Source organism: Mycobacterium sp. P4_H6 (genome assembly GCF_056400845.1).
Genome location: NZ_JBFUKN010000075.1, coordinates 24,000 through 31,347, shown reverse-complemented (window position 1 = coordinate 31,347; position 7,348 = coordinate 24,000). Strand labels below are relative to the sequence as shown.

The following is a 7,348-nucleotide window of genomic DNA, read 5'->3' as shown; positions in this document are numbered from 1 at the left end:
GGGCCGGTGCGGCGAGCGCGTCGATGGGTGCGGGCGGCAGCACCTCGGGTGCCGGCGGGGGCGGCGGCGGCAGCTCGCCGTTGATCAGGGGGTTGTCGAGCGGCTGTGGTGCAGGCTCGGCGACGACGTTGCGCGGGGTGGAGCCGGACAGACCGCGTCCGCAGGTGGGCCATGCGCCCTTGCCCTGGCTGGCGAGCACGCGCTCGGCGACAGCGATCTGTTCTTCCTTGGTGGCCAGGAATGCCGAGGGGGCGAATTCGCCGCCACCGTGACCCGACCAGGTGCTCGGCGAGAACTGCAGGCCGCCGTGGTAGCCGTTGCCGGTGTTGATGGCCCAGTTGCCGCCGGACTCGCAGCTGGCGACGGTGTCCCATTCGCCATCGGTCGCGGCGCCGGCCTGACCGGCGAGGGCGAGGCTGCCGCCGCCGATGACCGCACCGGTGAAGGCGATCTTGGCGACGCTTACTGAAGAAGTTGTGGGCTTACGGTGCCGACCACTCATAGAACTGGAAATTCCTCTCGTCAGCGCCCGCGAGGTCAGCTGTCGGGTTCGGGCAGGAGAGGTAGCCCGGCCTTGATCGTCGGAGACGATTTCTGGCTTCACCCCAAGGAACCGGTGGTGGCGTTCCTGGTCTGCTTGTCGGCGGACCGGTTGGGTCCCCCGCCTCCATCCAGTGGTTCGTGGTTGTCCTTGTCCCGATGGATGGAGCTCGGCGCAATCGGGGAAGGCGGGCCGATCAATGTGGGTCGAACGGCTTGGCAAGACGGTAACCGTTCTCCCACCGGGCGTCATCTCGGTCGGGCTCCGGCGTTTCCCGTGCTTAAGAACTATGAGAGGACATTAAAGGCGCAGGCAATCCGGGCGTTTCCGCAGGTGTTTTCACGACTCAAACCGCAGGTGGCCGCATTGTGACCATTTCGTTATGTGACACAAATCACGACTATCCGCCGGCGAACGGGGGTAACACATCGACGGTTTCGCGCGTTTGAAGCACGACGTTTTTATCTCGCACCGCGACGCCGTCGCGCAGGTACGAGCAGCGTGCGAGCACTTTCTTCAGCTCGGGTCCACGACCCGCCAGACCGGTGACCAGCCCGTCGACCGTGGTGCCCGCCGGGACCGACAACGTTTCGGTCTCGATTCCGGCAGCAGCCCGTGCGGCGGCGAAATATCGGACGGTGATCTGTACTTCGGACATGCTCAGCCGCCGATGGCGCTCATCGGCCGGTCCGGCTGGATGAAGCTCGGATCGTTGATGCCGTGCCCGGCCGGTTTGGCCCACATGGCCGTCCGCCAGGCCGCCTCGAGCGCGTCATCGTCGGCACCGTCGCGCAGTAGCGCCCGCAGGTCGGTCTCGGTCGAGGAGAACAGGCAGCTGCGGATCTGACCGTCGGCGGTCAGGCGGGTGCGGTCACACGCCCCGCAGAACGACTCGGAGACCGACGCGATGACGCCGACGGTGCCCTCGCCGCCGTCGACCCGCCACAACTGCGCCGGGGCCGATCCGCGCGGAGCCGAATCGGGACGCAGATCGAAATGCCTGCGCAGCGTGGTCAGCACGATATCGGCGTCGATCGTCTTGTCGCGGGTCCACTCGTGCCCGGCGTCCAGCGGCATCTGCTCGATGATGCGCAGCTGGTAGCCGTGCTCCAGGCAGAACCGCAGCAGCGGCACGGCATCGTCGAGCCCGGTGCGCGGGTCCAGCACGGCATTGACCTTGATCGGGCCCAGCCCGGCATCGGCCGCTGCGGCGAGGCCGGCCAGCACGTCGGCCAACCGGTCGCGGCGGGTGATCTGCGCGAAGTGCTCGGCGTTCACGGTGTCCAGGGAGACGTTGACCCGGTTCAGCCCGGCCGCCTTGAGCCTCGCGGCACGCTTGGCCAGGCCCAGCCCGTTGGTGGTCACCGCGATCTCCGGGCGGGGCCGCAGCGCGGCCGCCGCGGCGATGGTCTGCTCCAGGTGCGGGGAGACCAGTGGCTCGCCGCCGGTGAACCGCACGCTGGTGATGCCGAGCCGGGTGACCGCGATGCGCAGCAGCCGGGCCAGCTCGTCGGCGCTGAGCAGCTGGCTGTCGGGCAACCAGTCCAGGCCCTCGGCCGGCATGCAATAGGTGCAGCGCAGATTGCACCGGTCGGTCAGCGACACCCGCAGATCGGTGGCGGCACGGCCGTAGGTGTCCAGCAGCGGGCCGCTGGCCGGCATGCCCGCGACCACCGGGCGGGCCGGCATYGGCAACCCGAGTTCGGTCAAGGTCACCGCGATACCCCGGCAAACGGCTGGTCCGAGGGGACGATCTCCTTGCCGAGCGGCAGCAACGACACCGGGATGAGCTTGATGTTCGCGATGGCCAGCGGGATACCGATGATGGTGACGGCCATGGCGATGGCCGTCAGCACATGCCCGATGGCCAGCCAGATACCGGCGACGATGAGCCAGATGACGTTGCCGACGGCGGCGCCGGGCCGTGGGCCGGGTTTGTCGACGACGGTGTAGCCGAACGGCCAGAGCGCGTAGACGCCGATCCGGAACGCCGCGAACCCGAACGGGATCGTGATGATGAGGATGAAGCAGATGATTCCGGCCAGGAAATATCCGAGCGCCAGCCACAGGCCACCGAAGATCAACCAGATGATGTTCAGGATCAGGCGCATGGTCTCCTCCGAGGCTGTCGCTCCCAGCCTACCGAGAGGCTAGTAAGATGCCTCCCATTGCGTCCTGCGCAGGCGGGACGCATTACTTATGTGTTCTATCAAAGAGACGAACGGGTGACAGCAGTGCCGACCGGCAAGGTGAAGTGGTACGACTCCGAGAAGGGCTTCGGCTTCCTCTCTCAGGAGGAAGGCGAGGACGTCTACGTGCGTTCGTCGGCGCTGCCCTCGGGTGTTGAAGGACTCAAGGCCGGACAGAAGGTCGAGTTCGGACTGGCTGCCGGGCGGCGCGGTCCGCAGGCGCTGCAGGTCAAGCTGATCGACCCGCCGCCGAGCCTGGCCAAGACGCGCCGCGAAGCGGTGACCGTCGAGCACAAGCACACCCCCGACGAGCTGCACGGCATGGTCGGCGATCTGATCACCCTGCTGGAGAACACCATCCAGCCCGATCTGCGCAAGGGCAAGTACCCCGACCGCAAGGTCGCCCGCCGGGTATCCGAGGTCGTCAAGGCCGTCGCCGCCGAGCTCGACGCCTAGGTCTTTCTGCGAACGTCGACTTTTCGTCGGCGTCAGGCTGATTTCTCGACGACAAGTCCACGTTGGATGAGTGCTTGTCGTACCCGTCGCAGGATGACGTGCGGCCGTGCGCGCAGCATCTCGGCACTGACCCTGATGACGATCCAGCCCAACCGTTCGAGTTCGGCGATGCGGTCGATATCGCGGCTGCGTTGCCGTGCGTCGGTCCAGTGCCGGGCGCCGTCGAATTCCACCGCCACCTTGTATTCGGGCCAACCCATATCGAGCCGGGCAATGAAGGCGTCGTCGTCGTAGACCTCGATCTGAGTTCGTGGTGTGGGGAGCTTGTCCTTGAGGAGAAGCAGGCGCGTTCGTGTTTCCTGCGGGGACTCGGCGCCGCTGTCGGAGAGGGCGACGGCTTCTCGGAGTACGCAGATCCTTCGCGCACCCGGGTAGCGCGCAACGATGCCGTCGATCTGATCCACGCTGACGCGGGTGGCGTTACGGAGGGCGTCGAGGCGGATGACGGCGGTCTGCACGTCGCGGATGCGGCCGATGTCGAACGCGGTGCGCGCGGCGGTGGTGGTGGGCATGCCGCGCCGCTGACAGATCTCGTCTGCCGCGAGAACATCGCTGTGCAGCACGATGCCGCTGACCTTGTCTCGGGACTGTCGGTTCAGCTCCGCAGGCAGGTTCGCGTCGATCCAGCGCATGTTGTGGAGCGCGCCGGCCGAAAGCCCGGCCAACACCCCGCGACGTCCCGATCGCAACCACGCAGCCACCGCCTTGTCCGTGGCGTCGAGTTCTACTCCGCGCGGCACGTAGACGTTGCGGTGCACCGCAACGTAGGCGGTGCGCAGACGGTGATCGGTGACGAGTCCTTGGGCGCGTGCCTCCGTCCCGAGGAACGGCCACCTGGGATTGCCCATGTGTAGTTGGACTCCGCGCGGCCTCGGGGCGTTCCACGTTTCGCCGAGCGTCGACTTTTCGTCGGCGTCCGGCTGACTTCTCGACGACAACTCGACGTTCGGCGGGAACACTGGTCCCCATGACCTACGTCAACAAGCAGGGCGAGTTCAATCGGGACACCAACTACATCACCACCCGCATCACCGCCGACGGTCGCGACGGCTATCCGGTCGAGTCCGGTCGCTACCGGCTCGTCGTCGCGCGAGCCTGCCCGTGGGCCAACCGGACCATCATCGTCCGGCGTCTGCTCGGCCTGGAAGACGTGCTGTCCATCGGTTTTTGCGGACCCACCCATGACGAGCGCAGCTGGACCTTCGACCTCGACCCCGGTGGCGTCGACCCGGTGCTGAAAATCCCGCGCATCCAGGATGCCTACTTCAAGCGTGACCCGGACTACCCGAAGGGCATCACCGTGCCCGCGATCGTGGACGTGCTCACCGGCAAGGTCGTCACCAATGATTTCGCACAGATCACCCTGGACTTCTCCACCGAGTGGACCCAGTACCACCGCGAGGGCGCACCTCAGCTCTATCCGGAGAATCTGCGCGACGAGATCGACGAGGTCKCCAAGCGCATCTACACCGAGGTGAACAACGGCGTGTACCGGTGCGGGTTCGCCGGCTCGCAGGACGCCTACGACAAAGCCTACGACCGGCTGTTCACCGCGCTGGACTGGCTGACCGAAAGACTGTCCACCCAGCGGTATCTCGTGGGTGACACCATCACCGAGGCCGATGTCCGGTTGTTCACCACGCTGGCCCGGTTTGATCCGGTCTACCACGGGCACTTCAAATGCAACCGGTCCAAGCTTGCCGAGCTACCCGTGCTGTGGGCCTACGCCCGCGACCTGTTCCAGACTCCGGGTTTCGGGGACACCACCGACTTCGTGCAGATCAAGCAGCACTACTACATCGTGCACGCCGACATCAATCCCACCCAGGTCGTACCGAAGGGTCCCGACCTGTCCAACTGGCTGACCCCGCACGGCCGGGAAGYGTTGGGCGGCAGACCATTCGGTGACGGCACCCCGCCCGGTCCGACGAAAGCCGGCGAGGAGGTCCCGGCGGGTCACTCCGCGGGGTAATCCGAAACCGACTCCGAGTACTCCTCGGACGGTTCCCAGACCGTGCGCACCGACCACTCGGCGTGCGGCAGCGGAAACTCGTTGCCGGCCTCATCGCGCACCAGCGTCGGCAGCTGCACCACGATGCCGGTCAGCTTGCCGTACAGCGCGTCGACGCTGGGCACGGTGATCGCCTGCGCGGCGCCGGGCCGGAATTCCTGTGCGACGGGAGCATCGGCGTCCTCATAGGTGCGCAACAGCAGCCAGGGGGCGTCGGCGATCGGCGGATCCACCGCCAGCTGCACCGGGCCCCGCGACGTGATCGTGAGTTCGCCCGTGGTTTCCGGGTTTTCGCAGGCGTCGAGGTTCACCACATCGCAGTAGAAGTACGGCCCCACCCGCACCGTCTTGCCGTGCGAGAAGGCGCTGATCTCCGGATAACGCGGGCCGTGGTCCTTGCTCAGCTGCCACACCAGCACGCCGGTGCCCGCCGTGGCGAGCAGGACGACCACCGCGAGCAGTGCCACCGCCCGCTTCATCGTCGGCCCGCCGCGGTGCTTTCGGAGGAGTTCAGGGGTCCGCCTTCGGTTTCGGCCAGGACCGGGCGGTTACCGCCGAATCCCGGGATGAGTGATGCGCCGTTGTAGCTGACCAGTGTCTGCGCCAGCCCCAGGATGAGAATCGCCGTGATGACGGTGAATCCCGACCACAGCTCGGTGTAGATCAGCACTCCGGTCGCCCCGCCGATCACCCAGGCCAGCTGCAACACCGACTCGGAACGGCCGAACGCCGAGGCCCGCGACTCCTCGGGAAGGTCATCCTGCAGTGAGGCATCCAGGGATGCCTTCGCGATGGCACTGGCGCCGGAGGTGATGAGCGTGGCCACCGCGACGACGATCAGGTTGCCGGTGAGCGCGGCGGCCAGCGCCGCCAGCGCCACCGCGATCGCCGCGCGGACCACCAGCAGCGCCGGGCGGCCCAGTTTCAGCCGCGCCGCGGTGAAGTTGCCGGTGAAGTTGCCGATCGCCGCGGCAGCACCGATCAGCCCCAGGATGCGCAGCTGTTCCCAGCCGCCGTCGCCATGGGCCTTCGCGACGAACGCCGGATAGAGGAACAGGAATCCGACCATCACCTTGATGGTGCAGTTACCCCAGAGCGAGGTGATGATGTTGCGGCCCATCGGCTGCCGCGCCGCCGAACGCTCCGGATGACGCCGCAGTTGGTCGGTGCCGCCGTGATAGCTCAGGGTGGTCGGCACCTCGCCGGTGGTGACCTCGACCCACTTCGGGATGCGCATCGCCAGCACGGCGCCCCCGACGGTCGCGGCCACCAGCACATAGAGCGCCCCGGGCAGCTCGAACATGTTGAACAGGTACTCCGCGCCCGCCGCGAGGCCGCCGCCGACCACCGTCCCGAACAGCAGGCCGAACGTCGTCAACCGCGAGTTCACCCGCACCAGATCGATGGTCGGTGGCAGCACCCGCGGCGTCACCGCACTGCGCAGCACGCTGAATGACTTGGACAGCACCATCATTCCGAGCGCACACGGGTAGAGCACCCAGGACGGGAAGCTGCCGTTGGCGCCGTCGTAGTTGGCGATCAGCACCACCGCCAGCACCGTGCGCGCCACGAAGGACATCGCCAGCGCGATCCGCCGGCCGTGCTGCAGCCGGTCCAGCGCGGGACCGATCAGCGGCGCGATCACCGCGAACGGGGCGATGGTGATGAGCAGATACAGCGCGACCTTGCTCTTGCTCTCCCCGGAGGCCGCCGCGAAGAACAAGGTGTTGGCCAGTGCGACCGCCATGGCGGCGTCGACCGCGAAGTTCGCGACCACCGGCCACGTCAGCGCAGTGAGCCCGGACTTGTCGGCACCGTCGGCCGTGGCCGCCCGGTGCACCAGCCCGTACATCTTGGAACCCATCTCCCGGCTGCGCTGGGCAGCCGCGCGGGTGACGGTGACACGCTCACCCGCGGCCGCGCCGGCCCGGGGTGGGGGATCGGTGCGGCGCCGGTTCGCGTCGTTGTCGTCCAGGGGCGGCAACCAGCGGTTCGCGCTCGGGGTCTGCTCCCGGTGCGGCCCCCGTCGGGGCATCTCACCGTCGCTCGGATAGTTGGCCATGCCGGGGTGCTCATCGCCGGACGGAGGCC

9 protein-coding genes and 1 riboswitch are annotated in these 7,348 nt (G+C 67.4%); of the genes, 2 read left to right on the top strand and 7 right to left on the bottom strand.

Annotation, left to right across the window (positions count from 1 at the left end; all coding sequences use genetic code 11):
• The 4 genes from AC1DTF_RS24690 to AC1DTF_RS24675 form a co-directional block, all read right to left on the bottom strand.
• The coding region (locus tag AC1DTF_RS24690) for a transglycosylase family protein (RefSeq protein WP_477475984.1) at nt 1-502 on the bottom strand (502 nt) is incomplete at its 3' end.
• Nucleotides 503-511: 9 nt separating this feature from the next.
• Nucleotides 512-694: riboswitch (cyclic di-AMP (ydaO/yuaA leader) on the bottom strand.
• 247 nt (nt 695-941) lie between these two features.
• Nucleotides 942-1,199, bottom strand: coding sequence for a MoaD/ThiS family protein (locus AC1DTF_RS24685; RefSeq protein WP_057168484.1), 258 nt, complete (start codon nt 1,197-1,199; stop codon nt 942-944).
• 2 nt (nt 1,200-1,201) lie between these two features.
• Nucleotides 1,202-2,257, bottom strand: coding sequence for a GTP 3',8-cyclase MoaA (gene moaA, locus AC1DTF_RS24680; RefSeq protein ID WP_477475983.1), 1,056 nt, complete (start codon nt 2,255-2,257; stop codon nt 1,202-1,204).
• Nucleotides 2,254-2,652, bottom strand: a complete 399-nt coding sequence (locus AC1DTF_RS24675) for a YccF domain-containing protein (protein ID WP_057168482.1) — start codon at nt 2,650-2,652, stop codon at nt 2,254-2,256. Before AC1DTF_RS24675 ends, moaA begins: the two co-directional genes overlap by 4 nt.
• Nucleotides 2,653-2,775: 123 nt before the next feature.
• Between AC1DTF_RS24675 and AC1DTF_RS24670 the strand changes: the two genes are divergently transcribed.
• Nucleotides 2,776-3,186, top strand: a complete 411-nt coding sequence (locus AC1DTF_RS24670; RefSeq protein ID WP_057168481.1) for a cold-shock protein — start codon at nt 2,776-2,778, stop codon at nt 3,184-3,186.
• Between the two features lie 32 nt (nt 3,187-3,218).
• On the opposite strand, the gene AC1DTF_RS24665 is transcribed toward AC1DTF_RS24670, so the two are convergent.
• Nucleotides 3,219-4,094 carry an endonuclease domain-containing protein gene (locus AC1DTF_RS24665; RefSeq protein ID WP_477475982.1) on the bottom strand — a complete coding sequence of 292 codons (876 nt, stop codon included), beginning with the start codon at nt 4,092-4,094 and terminating at the stop codon, nt 3,219-3,221.
• 119 nt (nt 4,095-4,213) lie between these two features.
• Here AC1DTF_RS24665 and AC1DTF_RS24660 point away from each other — a divergent pair, with 119 nt between their 5' ends.
• Complete coding sequence (locus AC1DTF_RS24660; RefSeq protein ID WP_477475981.1) at nt 4,214-5,218, top strand: glutathione S-transferase family protein; 1,005 nt, start codon at nt 4,214-4,216, stop codon at nt 5,216-5,218.
• On the opposite strand, the gene AC1DTF_RS24655 is transcribed toward AC1DTF_RS24660, so the two are convergent.
• Together AC1DTF_RS24655 and AC1DTF_RS24650 are read right to left on the bottom strand one after the other, a co-directional pair.
• The gene (locus tag AC1DTF_RS24655; RefSeq protein WP_477475980.1) at nt 5,203-5,736 is read right to left on the bottom strand and encodes a DUF2771 domain-containing protein; all 534 of its coding nucleotides are present in this window, start codon (nt 5,734-5,736) and stop codon (nt 5,203-5,205) included. The two genes, AC1DTF_RS24660 and AC1DTF_RS24655, sit on opposite strands and share 16 nt — an antisense overlap.
• Nucleotides 5,733-7,319, bottom strand: coding sequence for an MFS transporter (locus AC1DTF_RS24650; protein WP_057168477.1), 1,587 nt, complete (start codon nt 7,317-7,319; stop codon nt 5,733-5,735). Before AC1DTF_RS24650 ends, AC1DTF_RS24655 begins: the two co-directional genes overlap by 4 nt.
• Nucleotides 7,320-7,348 lie beyond the last annotated feature (29 nt).